Source organism: Bifidobacterium sp. LH_512 (assembly GCF_056356435.1).
In genome coordinates this window covers 1-17,769 of the sequence record NZ_JBKEUE010000003.1, presented here as the reverse complement: position 1 = coordinate 17,769, position 17,769 = coordinate 1, and the positions used below count along the sequence as shown (strand labels likewise).

The 17,769-nt window shown below is 57.0% G+C and carries 10 protein-coding genes and 1 rRNA gene; all 11 read left to right on the top strand.

Features of this window, described 5'->3' with window-relative positions; genetic code table 11:
* The gene (locus tag AC1AWD_RS06940) at positions 1–4,062 is read left to right on the top strand and encodes an ATP-dependent DNA helicase (RefSeq protein ID WP_476565258.1); all 4,062 of its coding nucleotides are present in this window, start codon (positions 1–3) and stop codon (positions 4,060–4,062) included.
* A 158-nt stretch (positions 4,063–4,220) separates the two neighbouring features.
* Positions 4,221–4,943 carry a GNAT family N-acetyltransferase gene (locus tag AC1AWD_RS06935; protein WP_476565024.1) on the top strand — a complete coding sequence of 241 codons (723 nt, stop codon included), beginning with the start codon at positions 4,221–4,223 and terminating at the stop codon, positions 4,941–4,943.
* On the top strand, positions 4,940–6,295 hold the full coding sequence (locus tag AC1AWD_RS06930; RefSeq protein ID WP_476565022.1) for an MFS transporter: 1,356 nt from the start codon (positions 4,940–4,942) through the stop codon (positions 6,293–6,295). The genes AC1AWD_RS06935 and AC1AWD_RS06930 overlap by 4 nt, the downstream gene beginning before the upstream one ends.
* 55 nt (positions 6,296–6,350) lie before the next feature.
* Positions 6,351–7,103, top strand: coding sequence for a 4-hydroxy-tetrahydrodipicolinate reductase (gene dapB, locus AC1AWD_RS06925; protein ID WP_476565020.1), 753 nt, complete (start codon positions 6,351–6,353; stop codon positions 7,101–7,103).
* Between the two features lie 138 nt (positions 7,104–7,241).
* Positions 7,242–8,150, top strand: coding sequence for a 4-hydroxy-tetrahydrodipicolinate synthase (gene dapA / locus AC1AWD_RS06920; protein WP_476565018.1), 909 nt, complete (start codon positions 7,242–7,244; stop codon positions 8,148–8,150).
* Positions 8,151–8,262: 112 nt separating this feature from the next.
* Positions 8,263–10,173 (top strand): ribonuclease J, encoded by a 1,911-nt coding sequence (locus AC1AWD_RS06915; protein WP_476565015.1) that lies wholly within the window; start codon positions 8,263–8,265, stop codon positions 10,171–10,173.
* A 108-nt stretch (positions 10,174–10,281) separates the two neighbouring features.
* Entirely contained in the window at positions 10,282–12,891 is a 2,610-nt protein-coding gene (gene pepN, locus AC1AWD_RS06910; protein WP_476565014.1) for an aminopeptidase N, read from the top strand.
* A 355-nt stretch (positions 12,892–13,246) separates the two neighbouring features.
* A complete protein-coding gene (gene glmM / locus AC1AWD_RS06905; RefSeq protein ID WP_476565012.1) occupies positions 13,247–14,632 on the top strand; it encodes a phosphoglucosamine mutase in 1,386 nt (461 codons plus the stop codon).
* 128 nt (positions 14,633–14,760) lie between these two features.
* Complete coding sequence (locus AC1AWD_RS06900; RefSeq protein ID WP_476565009.1) at positions 14,761–15,414, top strand: peptide deformylase; 654 nt, start codon at positions 14,761–14,763, stop codon at positions 15,412–15,414.
* A gap of 241 nt (positions 15,415–15,655) precedes the next feature.
* Positions 15,656–17,164 carry a PolC-type DNA polymerase III domain-containing protein gene (locus AC1AWD_RS06895; RefSeq protein WP_476565007.1) on the top strand — a complete coding sequence of 503 codons (1,509 nt, stop codon included), beginning with the start codon at positions 15,656–15,658 and terminating at the stop codon, positions 17,162–17,164.
* A 392-nt stretch (positions 17,165–17,556) separates the two neighbouring features.
* A 16S ribosomal RNA gene (locus AC1AWD_RS06890) occupies positions 17,557–17,769 on the top strand; the annotation flags it as partial.

Below are 17,769 nucleotides of genomic sequence, written 5' to 3'. Positions count from 1 at the left end.
ATGGCACAGAATCCCTCGCAGCATTCGATGAAACGGAATCCGGCACCACAGCGTCCAACCGACACCGCGGAACAATCCGAAGTCGTGATGGCCGGCGCCAACGATGATGTGCTCGTAGTGGCGGGCGCCGGTTCCGGCAAAACCTACACCATGACGCGGCGCATCGTCGAACTGATCAAGCGTGGCGTGCCCGCTCAACGAATCCTCGGCCTGACCTTTACCAAAAAAGCCGCAGCCCAGCTGTTGACGAAAGTATCCGCAGCGGTCGAATCGCAGCGTTCATCCAATGATCCCGACACGGCTTTCCTCAAACCGTCCGTATACACATATGACGCGTTCTTCCAATCCATCGTGCGCCAGTACGGGCTTCTGGTCGGCATGGACCAGTCAACCCAGCCGCTAACCGACGCGGGCGCCTACCAATTGGCAGCCGACACCGTGGGCTCATGTATGAATGACATTGTCGCGGAACTCGGCATGGAATCTGATTTCTCCACTGTGGTGTGCGAAGTATTGTCGCTTACCGACGCATGCAATGCCGCCATGATCAGCGAACGATGCCCGGATTTTGCGTCTGCCGCGGCACAAGTGCGCGCATGGGATGATGCGTTCATCGCCCATATCGACAATCTGACAGCGGATTTCACCATGCCGGAAAAACTGCCGACCGACAAGGGATGCCAAATACCGAAGCGGCGAAAAAAAGATAGCGACGAAGTGTATGAGCAGCGTATAGCTGATATGCAACACAATCGCGAAATCCTTGCGGTCGATGCTGCACGTCGAATGCGCGACGTCGCCCATCGTCGCAATGTGCTGCTTCATGTGGCCGAACGCTATCAGCAGGCAAAACATGATGCGAATATGGCGGAATTCTCCGATTTCACCGTGGCGGCATTCCAACTGGTCACGAGATTCCCCTCAATCGGCGCACAATATCGCCGTCGATTCACCCACGTGTTCCTCGACGAATATCAAGACACTTCAACCACGCAGGCTGCGCTTATCGCAGCGCTGTTCCATCCGGAGCAAGGCGCATCCTCCGCGGTGAACGCGGTGGGTGATCCTTTCCAATCCATTTACGCATGGCGTGGAGCCAGCCCGGGCGCATTCAAACAATTCCAAAACGCGTTCCGCATGAGCGGACAGCCGCGCTCGCTGACGCAAACCAGACGCAACCCGTCCATTGTGCTGGAAGCCGCCAACGATCTGACCATTCCGCTGAGAACACAGCCGAGGCGCCGCAGCAGCGCATTGCAAAACGAGGTTGGCGTCAAACCGTTGCGACCGTTGGAAACCGCCGAGCGTGGAACTTTGATGCTTGCCGGATATCGTTGGGCCAATCAGGAAGTCGATGGCGTTGTACGCTTCATCAAGCAGGCGGTCAAGCGATACGGCAAACCAGATGCGGACGGCATTGACAGAAAGGCGCCGCATGTAGCGGTGCTGTTCCGTTCGAAGACACATATGGGCGAATATCGTGACGCATGTGAGGAAGCCGGATTGACCTGCCAGATCGTCGGCTATTCGGCGTTGTTCGACCGTCCGGAAATCGTTGATTTGTTCGCGGTCATGCACATTATCGCCGACCATTCGGATTCGGCGTCATTGATGCGACTGCTGGCCTCTCCCCGTTATGCGGTCAACCCGCAAGATTTGTGCGTATTGGCATCCATGGCGGAACGCATGAACGAAGAACGCCAATATCATGCCTTGGTCGAAGCCGGTCTTGTACCGGAAGGACTTACCGACGACGAACTATCGGCGGCGGTACGCGAGCATCGCGACCAGACCCGTGGCGGCGTATTCCTGTTGGATCTGCTGTTTGACGACGACATAGCGGCGATATTGGCCGATGAACCGCGGCTGAGCGATAGCGGCAAACAAGCCATTGGGCACTGTGCGAAAATGCTGTCCCTCGTGCAATCCCACGCGAATGCGCCGGTACGAGACGCTGTTCATGCCTGCATCGAAGCGTTGGATTTGGATATTGACATGATCGTCGCGCACAGCATTGCCAAAACCATTACGAATGCTTCCGCGACGGTGTCGGATACGACGTCGGCGGGATCGCTGCATGCTGCATTGACGTCGATAGAAGAATTGTCCGATTCCTATATGTCGGAATTGCAGCCTGGCCATGTGGGAACATTGCGCGGATTCGTTGCATGGTTGGATGCCATGAGGCAAAGCCCTGACGAGCCTGCCATCGGAGCGCACAACCACGCCGATGTCGTGTTGATGACCGTCCATCAGGCGAAAGGCTTGGAATGGGATGCGGTTGCTGTGGTCGGCTTGAAAAAAGGCGGTTTTCCCAGTGGCCAAGGCGATAGTCTTGCCGTGACGGCACAGGGAAGCGGTGAGTTGAGCGCCCCCATGCCGGACGCTCCGTACGGTGTGTGGACGCCACCGGAATATGTGGAAACCGCAAAAACCTGGCTATACAATGCGTGTGCGGTTCCGGTTCCGGTCCGTGCCGACGCTTCCATATTGCCAAGATTCCCGCACGACGTCTCTCTTGCGCAAGATCCACTTCACGCTTTCGACAATATGGATTGCATGCAGCTGGCCGAGGAATCCCAAGGTTTGTATCGTCATTTCGCTCAGATGGACGGCATCGAAACGGATTCGGATTTCCTTACTCAAAAGGAGGAATATGGACGACGATTGCATGCCGACGAACGTCGTCTCGCCTACGTCGCATTGACGCGCGCAAAACATGACGCGCTGCTCACGTATGCCGAAAAAGGGCAGGAAACCGAGCAGACGAAGTCAAGTGCGATTATTGACGAAGCATCCGTATTCTTCGCGGAAATATGGGATATATTCCGTAAACGCCCTGACGCAATCGTCGATATGCAGGAGGACTCGCAGCATATACAATCAGACGCACAATCTGCCGCGGATGCCGCACAATCCGATAACGAATCATCCGAACATGATCAGCCTGCGGCAAGGCCGCATCCTATCGCCTGTTTTATCGGCGATGCCGCAGCCGAATACCATCGCGCGATCGTCGACGATGCGCTTGAAGCAGAACGCCTGTACGGCGACAAGGCAAAAGAAGCGGCAAACGATAGTGCTGATATTCTGTGGCCGCGTTCGCTGGACGCGCATATTGCACAAGCCTTGAATGGCAGCGTCGAATTGGCGCGTACTACACGTATCAGCGACAATGACGATGGTGAATTCGCGCAACAGCATCCCGACGGGTTGACCGCGCATGCGATACGCGTATTGAATGATGTTGCAGGACGCTTCGGTGTCGGAGATTTGGGCGAGCATACGGATATTTCGTTGCTGAGAACAGTCGGCGCGCGGGTTGCGCAGCAGAAAGCGCAAGGTGTCACCGCATTGCAGGCTCGCGCGGGAAATATGGACGAGCGCAAAGAACGCGACTATTGGCAGAGTCTGGTGCGCCCGATTCCTCGCGTCGCCTCCGCACAAGCGCAAGCGGGCACACGATTGCATGATTGGGCTGCGCGCTTCATTATGGGGGAGCGCGCGCTGGGCAGTGGTCAGGATGATGCCGCGTTCAGCGAATCCTTTGAATCACGCGCGGATTTGCTGGCCAAACTTGACGCATCGTCCGAAGAACAACACGAGCGGCATGGCGATCTGCCGCGATTCGAACAGACCATAACGCAATGGTGTCGTCGATTGTCCACATCGGTCTGGGCACGTCGTGATCCCGTATGGGCGGAACGTCAAATCGTCGCCTACCTGCCGGGATTGCATGTGGTAACCGGAAAACTGGACGCCGTTTTCCGAGGCGGACTCAACGAGAACGATCCGACGAAAACATACACCGTTATCGATTGGAAAACCGGAAAACGCCCGCGCAGATCGGATGATATTGCGCATAAACTGGTGCAGTTGGACATGTATCGACTGTTGTTGTCGAAGATGGAAGGCGTGCCGTTGGAGAGTATCGATGCCGCGCTTTATTATCTGAGTGAACCAGACGAGGCCCGGCGCGAAGTGAGGGCCGAACAGAAAACAGAAGAGGAAATCCTTGCCGAGTTGAGCTCCGGTATTCCGGAACAATCCGACAACGACTGACATGATCGCATGCCCGTCCCCAGAGGGCGTGGCATGCGGTGTCTCCCGTGGGAGGAACGCACTGCGGGCGTCGTCGTCGGAAGGAATCCGCGACCCTCGGGGGCAAGTGTGGGCGGGCACACATGCAGGATGTGGAGAAGATTAAGGAGCTGCATGCCATGACCTCGACCAGGCATGACCATGGACCCGTACAGGATGCCGCCGCACCAAGCAACGCGAAGATGCCGCCGGCATTGACCTATCGTTCGATGCGTTGGGACGATCTTGACGCAGTCGTCGATCTTTTTGATCGAACCTGGGGACAAACGGGCGACATTGCCAAGAGCCGCTATGCCAAGTTGATTTCGCGTTATTTTATATTGCATTATGCCCAGCCGACGACGTTCGCCAATGTCGCGATGACGTCTGACGGCGTCCTTGCCGGCGTCACCTTTGCCCGTGTCGTCGGACAGCCTGTTTGCCTGCCTCAGACCACTGAAGAGATGGCAAGGGTCGTGGAGGAACTTGAATCGGACGAGACCGCCGCACGCAGATTGCAGGCCGTGAATCACATGTATGCGACTGAGCTGGTTTTGGAGCGCGAAAGTGCCGCGAACGAAACCACGCAGGGCGAATTGGAACTGTTCGTGGTCAATCCCGACATTCGAGGATGCGGGGTCGGCGGCTCGCTGTGGCGTCAATTGCATGAGCATTTCGCGTCTCGACATGTTGCCGACTTCTACCTGCATACCGATTCCAGCTGTGACGTGAGCTTTTACGATGCTCACGGCATGACGCGCATCGCGCAGCGTTTATGTGCGGAAGTCTCCGATCTTTCGGATGAAGACAGGGCGGTCGTCGAAGACATGTTCATCTATCGCGGGGAGGTCGTGCGGGCATGAGCGGCGTGAAGTCGAAAAGCGTTACGCGCGGCGGCTCTCATTACGCGCAGCTGTTCCGTATTTCCGGAGCGAAGGCTTTCAGCGCTTCCGGCGCATTGGCGCGCCTGCCGATGTCGATGATGAGTCTGGGCATTGTGCTTGCTCTCAATCACATGTATGACAATTGGACGGTCGCCGGCGTGATGAGCGCGGCATACGTCCTGTCGACCGCGGCGGTGACGCCGTTCTATGCGAAGCTATTCGACCGCTTCGGCCAGCGGCGCGTCGGGAAACTGGTGCTTGCCGTGCAGGTCGCGGCGATGTTGCTGTTCGCTTTCGCAGCGTTGATGAAGGTTCCGATTCCGTTGCTGTTCGTCTTGGCAATTCTCATGGGCCTGACGCAGTTTTCCTTCGGTGCGTTGGTCAGAACCCGATGGGCATATGTGCTGCAGAGCGAGGAGAACGGTTCTTTGCTGAACACGGCATATGCGTTCGAATCCGCCATCGATGAGATCGTGTTTATCTTCGGTCCGATTCTCGCCGCGTTCCTGGCCACATCGGTGCATCCGGTATCGCAGCTGTTCGTACCTACGATGGCCTGCGCGATCGGTGGAACGGTGTTTTTCGCTCTGCGTGATACGCAGCCGCCGGTGATGCGTGCCGTCAATGTCTCCGTCGCTTCGCAGGATGACGCCGATGTTCGTAGGGCGAATGACGATGCGTCTGTTGGCGCCGCCACGGTTGCGGACCGGTTCGTTCTTGACCGTCTGAAACGGCGTGTCGGACGCGGCAGCGGACGCAGCGTGCTCTCCTACGCGGGGATTCTGCCGTTGATGGTGGTGTTCATCGTGTTCAACATGAGCTTCACCGCTTTTGACGTGTCGATGACGGCTGTGATGAAAGGGCTTGGGCTTGAGCGGCTGCTTGGTGTGCAGCTGGCGATGATTGCGGTCGGTTCCTGCGTCGGCGCGTTGATCTTCGGTTCGCATGAATTGCGCGGGTCTCGTTGGCGTCACATGGTGATGTTCTTGGCTTTGATGACATTGGGATTCTTCGTCGTCCATATGTTGACGGGCAATTTGATTGCGATGGGCATCGCCGAAATTCTGACCGGTCTGACCGTTTCCCCGGTGTTTGCCTCCGGCAATCTGATCGTCAAGGAAAGCGTTCCGTCGGAATCCCTGACTGAAGGTCTGTCCTGGCTGTCGACCGCCGGCACGATGGGCGCATCCTTCGGGTCTTTGACGACTGGCATTGTATTGGACCATGCTTCCCCGGAAACCGGTCTCATGATGCCTTGGGTGTTCGTCGGCTGCTCGTTGCTGATCGCGTTGTCGGGATGGATGCTGTCTCATCGTGGAGGGCGCGTGTAACGTGGGATGTGATAATCGGGAAACGATAGAAGATTTGACTGGTAAAGGAGTGGCGATGATTAAGGTTTCTGTGGTTGGTGCCAAGGGCCGCATGGGCTCGCACGTGGTGGACGCAGTGAATGCCGCTGACGACGCCGTGCTGGCGTTGGCATTGGACGCGGGGGACGATCTGTCGCTGATTACGCCGGACAACACCGACGTCGTGGTGGAATTCACCGTTCCCGCCGTCGCGCTGGATAATGTGCTGGCCCTGATCTCGCAAGGCGTGGATGTCGTGGTCGGTACCACCGGTTGGACCGATGAGAAGTTGGATCGCGTCCGTGCGGCTTTGTCTGAGGCTCCTCGTGAGGGCCAGTCGGTGTTCATCGCGCCGAATTTTGCGATTTCCGCAGTATTGGCCGACTATTTCGCCAAGGTGGCCGCTCCGTATTTCGAATCCGCTGAAGTGATTGAAATGCATCATCCGAATAAGGTGGATGCTCCTTCTGGTACAGCCATTCATACGGCGCAGGGCATTGCCGAAGCGCGTAAGGCAGCAGGTTTGGGCGTGATGCCTGATGCGACCCAAACTGACGGTGGCTCTCGTGGCCAGATCGTCGAGGGCGTTCACGTGCATGCGGTGCGTCTGCGTGGCTTGAACGCCCATGAAGAGGTGCTGTTGGGCAATGACGGCGAACAGTTGGTGATTCGTGCCGATAGCTTTGATCGCATTTCCTTCATGCCTGGCGTGCTGCTGGCGGTTCGCAAGATCGCCTCCGGAGAATACGCAGGCTTGACGGTTGGCTTGGATAAATTCTTGGATCTGTGATTGATCGCTGACAAGTCGGCATGATTGCAAATTCATTATGGTGACTTCTCTGGCGGGTTGAAGCGCATTGCGCAGACCCGTCAGAATTTTTTCGCATGTATTGCGCGTGAGTCCCGACCGCGAAGTACCGTTGGCTCTATGAGTGACGGTACGATTCATCTTCTTGACCCGGCTCCGTTCGGGCGTGTTCTTCCCGCTATGGTGACTCCAATGAAGACCGATGGGACCATCGATTTCGAAGCTGCACAGAAACTGGCCAAGCAATTGGTTGCGGATGGTGCCGATGGCTTGGTCGTCAACGGTACCACCGGCGAATCTCCGACCACCCATATGGATGAAAAAGTGGATCTGGTCAAGGCTGTTCGCGATGTGGTTGATGTGCCGGTTATTTCCGGCGCTGGCTCTAACGACACCGCACATACCGTGCGTATGGTTGAGCAGACGCAGGAAGCTGGCGCTGATGCGGTGCTGGTCGTCGCTCCTTACTATTCCCGTCCGTCTCAGGAAGGTGTATTCCGCCATTATCAGGCTGTGAATGATGCGACGGATAGGCCGATTATCGTCTACGATGTTCCCGGGCGTACCGGCGTGCATATTCAGTTGGAGACCTATCGTCGTCTCGCTGAACTTGAACATGTTAAGGCCGTGAAGGATGCCACCGGCGATATCGCCGGCGCTGTGCGCAAGCGCATGGAAACCGGTTTGGTTTGGTATTCCGGCGATGATGGCCTGTTCCTTCCGTTCCTGTCCGTCGGAGCGGTTGGCATTATTTCCGTGATTGCTCATGCTGCGGCAGGTCCGATGCGCGATTTGGCCGAAGCATTCGATCGTGGCGACATTCATGAGGCGCAGCGTCTTTCCGTGCAGCTCGCTCCGCTTGTCGAAGCGTTGAACGGCAATGGCTTCCAGGCTGTTATGGCCAAAGCTTCGCTGAAAGTGCGTGGCGTGCTGTCTGACACTACAATGCGTCTGCCGAATGTCGGCCCTGGCCCGGTGGAACTTGACCGCGCCGCCAAGGGCATGCGCGAATCCGGACTGCTCGACTGAGCTTGGCCTGAATGTTTTCGCCGGCATGACACTATTGAGGACTGTGCCGGCCCTTATATACCTCGTCTGCGCATAGGCGCGGATACTGATTACAAAGAAATCCAACTAGGAAATGGCAACAGAACAAGAAACTAAGAAATCCTCTACTCGTAAGCGCTCCGGCCAGTCGGCCAAGCGCACCCGTGGCGCGGCAAAAAGCGAATCTTCTCGTACAAACGCAACGCGTTCCACATCTCGTCGCGCTTCTTCCGAGCGTTCCAACTCTCGCCGTAATTCCGCTGCGAAGCCGGTTGAGACAACGCCTCAGAGCGCTGATGGCCTGATTGCCCCTCCGAAGTACCGCAAGGGCTCGATGCGTATCGTTCCGCTCGGCGGCCTTGGTGAGATCGGCCGTAATATGAATGTGGTCGAATATAACGGCCATATTCTGTTGATTGATTGCGGCGTGCTGTTCCCTGAAGAAGAGCAGCCGGGCGTCGATCTGATTCTTCCTGATTTCCACTACATTAAAAACCGTCTTGATCAGGTTGACGCGCTTGTGCTGACCCATGGCCACGAAGATCATATCGGTGGCGTCCCGTATCTGTTGAAGCTGCGCCCGGATATTCCGCTGATTGGTTCCAAGCTGACCTTGGCTTTTGCGGAAGCAAAGTGCAAGGAACATCGCATCAATCCGACATTGGTGGAAGTGCACGGCCGCGATAAGCTCAAGGTCGGTCCGTTCAATCTGGAATTCGTCAACGTCACCCATTCGATTCCGGATGCGATGGCTGTTTTCGTTAAGACTCCGGCTGGCAGCCTCATCGACACCGGTGATATCAAGCTTGATCAGCTGCCGCTGGACCACCGCATCACTGATTTAGTTGAATTCGGCAAGCTTGGCGAGCAGGGCGTCGACCTGCTGATGGCCGACTCCACCAACGCCGAGGTTCCCGGCTTCGTCAAACCGGAAACGACGATTGGTCCGGCACTCGACCGCGTATTCGCTGAAGCCACGCGCAAGATCATCGTTGCCAGCTTCTCCAGCCACGTGCATCGTGTGCAGCAGGTTGTTGATGCGGCCCACAAGTATGGACGCAAGGTTGTGTTCGTCGGCCGTTCGATGGTGCGCAATATGTCCATTGCTGCGGATCTTGGCTTCCTGCATATCCCGGAAGGCACGGTCATCGACTTGAAGCAGGCTGCCGATGTGCAGGACGACAAGCTGGTCTACATGTGCACGGGTTCGCAGGGTGAGCCGATGGCCGCTCTTGGACGTATCGCAGACGGCAACCATCGCGATATCACCATCAACGAATTCGATACGGTGATTCTTGCCAGCTCTCTGATTCCGGGCAATGAGCACGGCGTCTACAAGGTCATCAACAAGCTTGTACAGCTTGGCGCGCGCGTCGTCAACAAGGAGAACGCCGCCGTCCACGTTTCCGGCCATTGCAACGAAGGCGAATTGCTGTACCTGTACAACATCGTCAAGCCGAAGTGCGCGATGCCGATTCACGGCGAAAACCGCCACCTGGTCGCCAACGGCCTGATCGCGGTCAAGACCGGCGTCGATCCGCAGAACGTCGTACTGGCTGAAGACGGTGACGTTATCGACCTGTACCATGGCAAGGCGGCAATCGTCGGCCAGGTGCCGTGCGGCTACGTGTATGTCGATGGTGATTCGGTTGGTGAGCTGACCGATGAAGAGCTTGAGAAGCGTCGTATTCTCGGTACGGAAGGCTTCGTGTCCAGCTTCGTCGTGGTCGATACGCAGACCGCAAGCGTGGTGTCCGGACCGAAGATCTTCCTCAACGCCGTGGCTGAAGACGAAAGCGAATTCGACAAGGTCCGCCATCAGATCATTGAACAGTTGCAGGACGCGATGATGACCGGCACGCATGACACGTATAAACTGCAGCAGCTTATGCGTCGCACGCTGGGCAGCTGGGTCGCCCGTCAGTTGCATCGCAAGCCGATGATTGTGCCGGTTGTGGCCGATATCGCGCAGGATATCGACGATTCGATGGGATTGGGCCGCTAACAGGCGTCTCAGCATCCGGTGAATCCCAAGCAGATTTAATAAAAAAAGAGACGGCGTGGAACGGCATAACCGTTCACGCCGTCTCACGTTGTCAAGAAAAGGAGAGACATGCCAGGAGCAAATCTCACCCGTATTGAGGCTCAGGAGCGCGCAGGTGTCGTTTCCGGCCCGATCCACTACAAGGTCGCACTTGATCTGACGGTTGGTCCGAAGAATTTCGGTTCCGAAGCCGTGATCACTTTCGACGCTAAGCCGGGAGCTGCCACCTTCCTCGACATCATTGCTGATGAAGTGAGCGAAGTGACGCTGAACGGCGAATCCCTCGACCCGGCAGCCGTGTATGTCGACAGCCGCGTTGAACTGGCCGACCTCAAGGAACACAATGAGGTCACCGTCAAGGCCCTGTGCCGTTACTCCAACACCGGTGAAGGCCTGCACCGCAGCGTCGACCCGTCCGATGGCAACATCTACCTGTACTCCCAGTTCGAAGTGCCGGACGCCCGCCGTGTCTACGCCGTTTTCGACCAGCCTGATCTGAAGGCTACCTTCGACTTTGCCGTGCTGGCTCCGAAGTCATGGATCGTCACTTCCAACATGCCGGTCGCTTCCTGTGAGGAACGCGATACCGTCACCGCCGAAGGCACGATGGGCGATCATGACGCTGAAACCACCAAGCAGTGGATGTTCGAAACCACGCCGGTGATGAGCTCCTACCTGACCGCCATCTGCGCCGGCCCGTATGCCGAATGGCACACCGAATACGCCAATGAGGATGGCCGCACCGTCACCATGGCCCAGTACTGCCGCCAGTCTCTGGCCGAAGCCTTCGCCAAGGACGTCGACTACCTGTTCGACATCACCAAGGCCGGTTTCGCCTTCTATGCCAAGACCTGGGGCGTGCCGTACCCGTACGCCAAGTACGACCAGATCTACGTGCCGGAATACAACGCCGGCGCTATGGAAAACATCGGCATGGTCACCATTCGCGACCAGTATGTGTTTGATTCGAAGGTCACCGACGCTCTGGCGGAACGCCGTGTCGTGACTGTGCTGCATGAGCTGGCTCACATGTGGTTCGGCGACTATGTGACGATGCAGTGGTGGAACGACCTGTGGCTCAACGAATCCTTCGCGGAATTCACCTCCACGCTCGCCACCGCGGAAGCCACCGAATGGAAGGACGCTTGGGCGACCTTCAGCTCCGGCGAGAAGAGCTGGGCCTTGAATCAGGATCAGCTGAGCACCACGCATCCGATCGTCGCTCCGATCAACGATCTGAACGACACCTACGTGAACTTCGACGGCATCACCTATGCGAAGGGTGCTTCTGTGCTGAAGCAGCTGGTCGCCTATGTGGGCCGCGACAAGTTCTTCGAAGGCATTCACAACTATTTGAACAAGCATGCCTACTCCAACGCCACGCTGGCAGATCTGCTGAGCGAACTGGAAGCCACCTCCGGCCGTGATTTGAAGGCTTGGAGCGCCCAGTGGCTGGAACAGTCCGGCATCAACACGATCACCACCGAGGTCGAAGAGAACGAAGATGGCACCATCAAGTCTCTGACTTTGAAGCAGTCCGCTGCCGCCGAACACCCGGTGTTGCGTGCTCATCGTCTGGCCGTCGGCTTCTACAACGAAGATCCGGAAACCGGCAAGATCGTGCGCACCGACCAGATCGAACTCGACGTCGACGGCGAAACCACCGTGGTCGAAGCCGCAGCAGGCAAGCCGCGCCCGGCCCTGATTCTGGTGAACGACGACGACCTGACCTACACGAAGCTGCGTTTCGACGACAAGAGTCTCGCTTTCGCCGCCGAAAACCTGTATCGCTTCGACGACGCTCTGGCTCGTTCCGTGATCTGGCTTGCTTTCTGGGATATGACCCGCGACGGCGAGCTGCCGGCCGAGCAGTTCATCGAAACCTCGCTGGCTGCTCTCGCCACCGAACACGAGTCCACCACCTTCCGCTACGCGCTGGCTCAGATCAAGACCACGGCCCGCCACTACACCAACCCGGCGAACCGCGACGCCATCGTGGAACATGTCGCCGCCGAACTGTGGAAGCTGGCTCAGGCCGCCGAAGCCGGTTCCGACGAACAGTTCCAGCTCACCTGCGCCTTCCTTGACTACGGCGTGGAAGGCGACGAAGCGTTCGCCGCCAACGCCAAGGGTCTGCTGGACGGTTCTGTCGTGCTGGAAGGCCTCGAAATCGACAACAACTTCACCTGGACCGTCATCAAGGCCTTGGCTTCGGTCAACGCCATGGATGAAGCTGCCATCGACGCTGAACTCGCCAAGCGCGACACCACCGAAAACCGCGAATTCGCCATGGGTGCCCGCGCCATGCGCGCCACCGCCGAAGCGAAGGCTTGGGCTTGGGATCAGGCGCTGCATAACGACGACCTGACCAACATGCAGCTTGAGTCCGTCGCCCGCGGTTTCGCCGCGACGCCGAACACCGAACTGGCTGAATCCTACGCGAAGGAATACTTCGACGTGGTCGACTGGGTGTGGGAGCACAAGACCTTCCACATGGCCGAAGCGCTGCTCGAAGGCCTGTACCCGGTGTATGCCGACCCGGCCAAGCTGGCCGAATACGGTGACGCATGGCTGTCCAGCCACACCGATGCCGATAACGCGCTGATCCGCATCATCCGCGGCAACGTCGAATCCACGCATCGTATGCTGAAGGTCCGCGACTACAACATCGCCCTGTAAATCAGGCAACCCTGTAGATCAGGCGACGTCATACCGCAATCGGGCTGCAGTTCCCAATCGAACTGCAGCCCTTTTCCGTACCAATCAAAAACGTCATATCAGTACCGATATGACGTTTTCTCTTCTTTTCAGACCTTCAACTGTCACATCAGTACTTGTTAGACGATTTGGCCTGCCTGCGAGCCTGTAAACCGTAATCCCGGCACCGTTATGACATTTCCCAATCTCAATCACGATTCAAAAAGGAAATCCAACGAATACGGCCGCGAAAAGGCACACGTTACCGCTTCCGCACATCGTGTTGGGTACGATGGTGCACGGAAAACACAATTCGAGTTAGCGAGGATGTGGACGTATGCCACGTATGTTCGGAACAGATGGTGTTCGTGGATTGGCCAACAGGGATTTGACTGCGCAGTTGGCATTGGATTTGGGTGATGCCGCAGTGCGCGTTTTGGGTGATAGCGGCACGAAAGACAATCATCCTGGAGGCCGTCGTCGTGCACTGATTGGTCGCGATACTCGTGTTTCCGGCGATTTTCTGGCATCCGCGCTGTCTGCCGGCATGTCTGCAGGTGGTTTCGATGTTATCGATGCTGGCATCATTCCGACTCCAGGCGTCGCATATTTGACGTCTGTTCTGAATGTTGAAATGGGCGCCGTTATTTCTGCGTCTCATAATCCGATGCCGGATAATGGCATCAAGTTCTTCGCTCGTGGCGGTTTCAAGCTGCCTGACGTGAAGGAAGACGAAATTGAAGCGGTGTTGGGGCAGGATTGGGAACGTCCGACCGGCGCCGGCGTTGGACGCGTCAGCCATGATACGGTGACGGCCACCAATTTGTATATCGATCACTTGGTGTCAACGATTGCGCCAATGGGTCTTGATAAAACGCAGTCGACCCCGTTGAAGGGCTTGAAAATCGTGGCGGATTGCGCGAATGGCGCCACGTCGGTGGTCGCTCCGGAGGCACTGCGTCGTGCCGGTGCTGACGTGATTGTGATTAACGCTTCGCCGGACGGCTATAACATCAACAAGAACGCCGGTTCCACGCATCCTGAGCAGTTGCAGGCCATGGTGAAGGCCTCCGATGCGATGATGGGCGTCGCTTTCGACGGTGATGCCGACCGATGCCTTGCCGTGGACGAGGACGGCAATATGGTCAACGGCGATCAGATCATGGGTATTCTGGCGCGCGCGAAGAAGAACGAAGGCAAACTCAATCATGACACCCTGGTCGTGACGGTGATGAGCAATCTTGGTCTGAAGCTTGCGCTGCGTTCGATGGGCATTAAAACCGTGCAGACCGCTGTCGGCGATCGCTATGTGTTGGAGGAGATGCTGCGTGGCGATTATTCGTTGGGCGGTGAACAGTCCGGCCATGTGATCAATCGCGAATTCGCCACGACCGGCGACGGCACGCTGACCGCGTTGACGCTATGCAACGAGGTGATGAAGTCGGGCCGCAGTTTGAAGGAGTTGGCTGCGGACTTCCCGCAGCTGCCGCAGCAGTTGGTGAATGTGCCGAATGTTGACAAGTTGGCTGCTTCCACGAATGCGAAGGTGCAGGCCGCCGTCGCTCGCGAGGAGAAGCTGCTTGGCGACACTGGCCGTGTGCTGCTGCGCCCGTCCGGCACCGAGCCGCTGGTGCGTGTTATGGCTGAGGCGGAAACGCAGGAACAGGCGGATGCCGTGTGCGAGCGTCTTGCCGCGGTGGTTGCGGAGGAGCTGGCACTGTAAGCGAAGATGTGTGGCTTTGCCCGCGAAACCGGTGATGCGCCCTGTTGTGCTGCCGTAATGCAACGTGCCAGAGCACATCGCAGCGCGTTGTAGCATTGATGCATTCGTGATGTTCGAAGGAGAAACCAATGTTTTCGAAGAACGCCAAAGTTGATATTGCATTGAATCGCGACGTCGAAAAGCTGATCAAGTCCGCCGGCAAGGAACAGCTGCTGCCGATCGTGCAGGCCGGCGAGCCGGTGCTGCGTCAGCAGACGGTGCGTTATGACGGCCAGCTGAGCCGCAAGACGCTGGATAAGCTGATTGAAACAATGCGTGTGACCATGTTGGAAGCGCCGGGTGTAGGCTTGGCGGCGACGCAGATCGGTCTTGGCCTTTCGCTGGCCGTGTTGGAAGATCATATTCGTGATGATGAGGATGATCCGCGTGAAATCGGCGAGCTGCCGTTCCATGTGATCATCAATCCGAGCTATGAGCCGGTCGGAGAGGAAACCCGCAGTTTTTACGAGGGTTGCCTGAGCTTCGACGGCTATCAGGCCGTGCGTAAACGTTGGCTTGACATTGTCGCCCGCTGGCAGGATGAAGACGGCAATCATCATGAGGAGCGTCTGCATGGCTGGCCCGCGCGCATTTTTCAGCATGAAACCGATCATTTGAGCGGCGAACTGTATATCGATAAGGCGGAGATCCGCAGCCTGACCACATATGAGAATCTTGAGGATTTCTGGTGTGAGGATCCCGTTCCGACGGATGCCGCACGCGAGCTTGGTTTTGAGCTGTGACGCTGTAATGATGTGATGCTGTAATGCGAGATGCTGCGACGCGGTAACGCTGTAATACGAGAAATGTAATGCGCGAATGTTTTCCGCGTTTTCGCGTTTCTGCGTTTTTCATGCAATCGCAAACATCTCGCAGCAATCATCAGCAATCAAAAACGAATCTAACAATTCGCAGCATCCCGCATATTGACGCATTCGCCCGAATGCGTTGCTGGTGGGGCGCGGTCGACTACGATGAACGGGTATGAGCAATACATCGTTTCCGGTCGACCGCGCTTGGCTTTCTCAGGCGAAGGAAGATGTCGCCCAATGGGCTGCGTCGATGCCTGTTGATGCCGATGGCGTTTCGATTGATTGGCAGTGGGTTGAAGGCCTTGATCTGGAGCATGGCATTGGTTTTGCGGGCGCATATTTGCAGAGCGATGGCATTTCTGATAGCGCTGCCGAAGATGCCTCCGACGGTGTTTCCTCTGACGATGTCCCACAGAATATCGATGACGCGAAGGCCGCCTTGCGTCATGATTATGCGACGCGCGACCGCATTGAAGCGATTCTTGCGCAATGCAATTCCACATTCATGACTGATTTTGACCGTTTGATTGTGTCATATCGTTTGCCGCGCGCGTTGGCGTATGCGAATCGTCGTTTGAACGATGAGATTGCGTTGCTGCTGCATATTGGTGTTGAGCGCCGCTGGTGGACGATGTTCCAAGATCGCCGTGGCCGCGTTACGGTGCCGGTCTTGCGTGGTGTTGATGGCGTTGACGTGTCTGACGTTCAAGATCGCAGTGCGAAAATCGCTGATGCGCGTGCCGCGCGCCGTAAGGAGACGCGTCGCCAGGAGCGGGCTGGCCGTTATGCGATGGCGCGTGCGAATCTGAGTGGTGTGACGTCGCCTGGCGGCAGCGTGACGCTTTTTGGTGACGCGCATCGTGAATTCGGCGAGGCTGATTCGCGGTCCGCGTCTCCGTCGAAAACGCCGCAATCATCGCAATATGCTTCGAATTATGGACGTCCCGATTGGCGAGACGCATATCTGCCTGGCCGTGATGTGGACATGGTTATGGGCATTGATATTGAAACCACCGGCACCGACCCCGCCCGCGTATACATCATTGATGTTGGTTTCGAATACATGAATATGGCGTCGCCGCGCCCCGAAAGCGAACGGTCGGGCTACCGTTACGAGCAGGATTCGTATGATGGCGGCGACGCGTACGGCCAGTCGCGTTTGCCGTTCGGCGTCACGCCGGCGAATGCGTTGCTTGGTAATCCGTTTATTCGCAGTTTGACAGGCATTGATGTGCGTGATCGCGGGGTGGGGTATCGCCTTTTCGACGAATGGCCTGAAGCACAGCGAGGATTGCTGCAGCGATTGGAACAGCAGCCTTATGTTGCGCATAATGCAACATTCGAACATGGCTTTTTCATGTTGAATATCGCAGGATATGCGGAAAGCTATCGCGCCGGCCGCATTACGATTCTTGACACGTTGCCGATGAGTCGGCGTTGGGATGAGGGATCGAAGCCTGATGAAACCCATCCGTATGGCGACAATACGTTGGAAGCATATGCGAAAAGGCAGGGCGCACTGCCGGCTGATGCGTCGGAGCGTCATCTGGGCCTTGAGGATTCGCACATTATGTTGCTTGCGATGAAGCATCATTTGATGATCTTGAGGGACGAAGGCCGTGGCCCGTGGGGTGCTGAAGGCAAGTCCGGTGTCGGCGGCAAACGTTGCGGTCGTCGTTGATTTTGTGAATTTTGCCGCTGTTGCGACACGCCGTGGGATGCGTGTGTTTGCAACGGGTCCCGTGGTCCCGCGCGTCTTCCGGTTTGCGCTTTCGTCGGGCGGCGTGTAGGTTTATCCCTTGCTGCCGCACGGTACGGCGCCGGATGGTTCCGGTCGGCCTGTTTCGTTGCGTGTGGTGGTGGTTTGAGAACTCAAGAGCGTGTCTGTACTACTTATGCTTTATGTAAGTCAATGATTGCCAGTCCGATTCCCGCTTCCCCTGTCCGGGGGAGTCGCCGAGGGGCGTTTGATGGGGGTCGGGGTTTTTGTGTGCGCGTCCTTCCTTATAGGACGTGCTCGTCTTTTTTCTTATTGTTGGAGTCATCTATTCGGATGCTCTTCATGAAGGTTTTTTTGTGGAGGGTTCGATTCTGGCTCAGGATGAACGCTGGCGGCGTGCTTAACACATGCAAGTCGAACGGGATCCGGCCAAGCTTGCTTGGCCGGTGAGAGTGGCGAACGGGTGAGTAATGCGTGACCAACCTGCCCCATGCACCGGAATAGCTCCTGGAAACGGGTGGTAATGCCGGATGCTCCCCAGGGATGCATGTCCCTGGGGGAAAGCG

Coding starts and splice junctions, on each gene's coding strand:
- AC1AWD_RS06935 (WP_476565024.1), top strand. CDS start 4,221: ATGACCTCGACCAGGCATGACCATGGACCCGTACAGGATGCCGCCGCA.
- AC1AWD_RS06915 (WP_476565015.1), top strand. CDS start 8,263: ATGGCAACAGAACAAGAAACTAAGAAATCCTCTACTCGTAAGCGCTCC.
- AC1AWD_RS06895 (WP_476565007.1), top strand. CDS start 15,656: ATGAGCAATACATCGTTTCCGGTCGACCGCGCTTGGCTTTCTCAGGCG.
- pepN (WP_476565014.1), top strand. CDS start 10,282: ATGCCAGGAGCAAATCTCACCCGTATTGAGGCTCAGGAGCGCGCAGGT.
- AC1AWD_RS06940 (WP_476565258.1), top strand. CDS start 1: ATGGCACAGAATCCCTCGCAGCATTCGATGAAACGGAATCCGGCACCA.
- AC1AWD_RS06930 (WP_476565022.1), top strand. CDS start 4,940: ATGAGCGGCGTGAAGTCGAAAAGCGTTACGCGCGGCGGCTCTCATTAC.
- AC1AWD_RS06900 (WP_476565009.1), top strand. CDS start 14,761: ATGTTTTCGAAGAACGCCAAAGTTGATATTGCATTGAATCGCGACGTC.
- glmM (WP_476565012.1), top strand. CDS start 13,247: ATGCCACGTATGTTCGGAACAGATGGTGTTCGTGGATTGGCCAACAGG.
- dapA (WP_476565018.1), top strand. CDS start 7,242: ATGAGTGACGGTACGATTCATCTTCTTGACCCGGCTCCGTTCGGGCGT.
- dapB (WP_476565020.1), top strand. CDS start 6,351: ATGATTAAGGTTTCTGTGGTTGGTGCCAAGGGCCGCATGGGCTCGCAC.